The sequence below is a fragment of the Microvirga sp. P4_G7 genome (genome assembly GCF_056401005.1).
On the sequence record NZ_JBFUKD010000891.1, the window covers coordinates 1 to 1,255 of the forward strand.

Annotated in this window: 2 protein-coding genes; one reads left to right on the forward strand and one right to left on the reverse strand. The window is 57.5% G+C overall.

Annotated elements, in window-relative coordinates:
- A partial coding sequence (locus tag AC1DT3_RS21675) for an NAD-dependent epimerase/dehydratase family protein (protein ID WP_477467247.1) occupies nucleotides 1–306 on the reverse strand: 306 nt, incomplete at its 3' end.
- Between the two features lie 206 nt (nucleotides 307–512).
- Between AC1DT3_RS21675 and AC1DT3_RS21680 the strand changes: the two genes are divergently transcribed.
- The coding region (locus AC1DT3_RS21680) for a UTP--glucose-1-phosphate uridylyltransferase (RefSeq protein WP_477467248.1) at nucleotides 513–1,255 on the forward strand (743 nt) is incomplete at its 3' end.

The following is a 1,255-nucleotide window of genomic DNA, read 5'->3' on the forward strand; positions in this document are numbered from 1 at the left end:
CTCGATGAGCGTGCGGGATTTGACGACGTTGTTGAGATAGTACGCCAAGGGATCGGCGACCGATTCCGGCACGATGATCTTGGCGGCGAAATGGAAAATGCCGTCGATGGCGTGCTCGTCGATCAGCCGCGCGACGAGGTCTCGATCACCCACATCACCATTGACCAGTTTGGCTTCTGGCGGGACCGCCCAGCGAAAGCCTGTGGACAGATCGTCGAGAACGATCACCGTCTCACCCGCATCCACGAGCTCCAAAACCACGTGGCTGCCGATATATCCAGCCCCTCCGGTCACGAGAACGGCCATGCAAAGCTCCTCACCCATCGCAAGACGATGAAATTAACCAAATGACTTCAGGTTCAATTCAGTTCGCCCATGCCAAACAGAAATTCGTTCAGCATGCAACGACTCGCCCCCTCAACCGTTAGGGAATGGTTAGGCTGGAGCTTGACAGTTCCGACGTCTTTTCCTCCCCTTCCAAGGATGTATCCCTTTCGAAAATGGCTCAATCGATGAAGCGTATCCGTAAAGCCGTCCTCCCCGTCGCCGGCCTCGGCACTCGTTTTCTGCCGGCCACGAAGGCCGTGCCCAAGGAGATGTTGTGCGTGGTCGATCGCCCCGTCGTGCAGCACGTGGTCGATGAGGCCAGAGCTGCCGGTATCGAGCATTTCATCTTCGTCACCGGGCGCAACAAAGGGGTGATCGAGGATCATTTCGATCTTTCCTACGAGTTGAACCACACCCTCGAAAGTCGCGGCAAGACCAAGGAATTGGAAGCGCTCGCGAAGGATCAGCCCGAAGCGGGACAGACGAGCTTCACCCGCCAGCAGGAGCCGCTCGGACTTGGCCATGCGGTCTGGTGCGCCCGTGATCTGGTCGGGGACGAGCCCTTTGCGGTAATTCTCCCCGACATGCTGAGTCGGGGTTCGATGGAACAGATGGTCGCGGCTTACGACAAGCACGGCGGCAATATCATCGCCGTGGAAGAGGTGCCTCCCGATCAGACCCACCAATACGGCATCGTCTCGATGGGTGAGACTTTCGGCCAGACTTTCGAGATCACCGGCATGGTGGAAAAGCCTGCCAAGGGCACGGCGCCTTCGAATTTCATGATCTCCGGCCGCTATATTTTGCAGCCCGAAATCTTCGATTTGCTGGGCAATCAGGAGCGTGGCGCCGGCAACGAGATTCAGCTCACGGATGCAATGATCCGCCTGATGAAGAGCGAAAAATTCTTCGGCATGAACTACCAGGG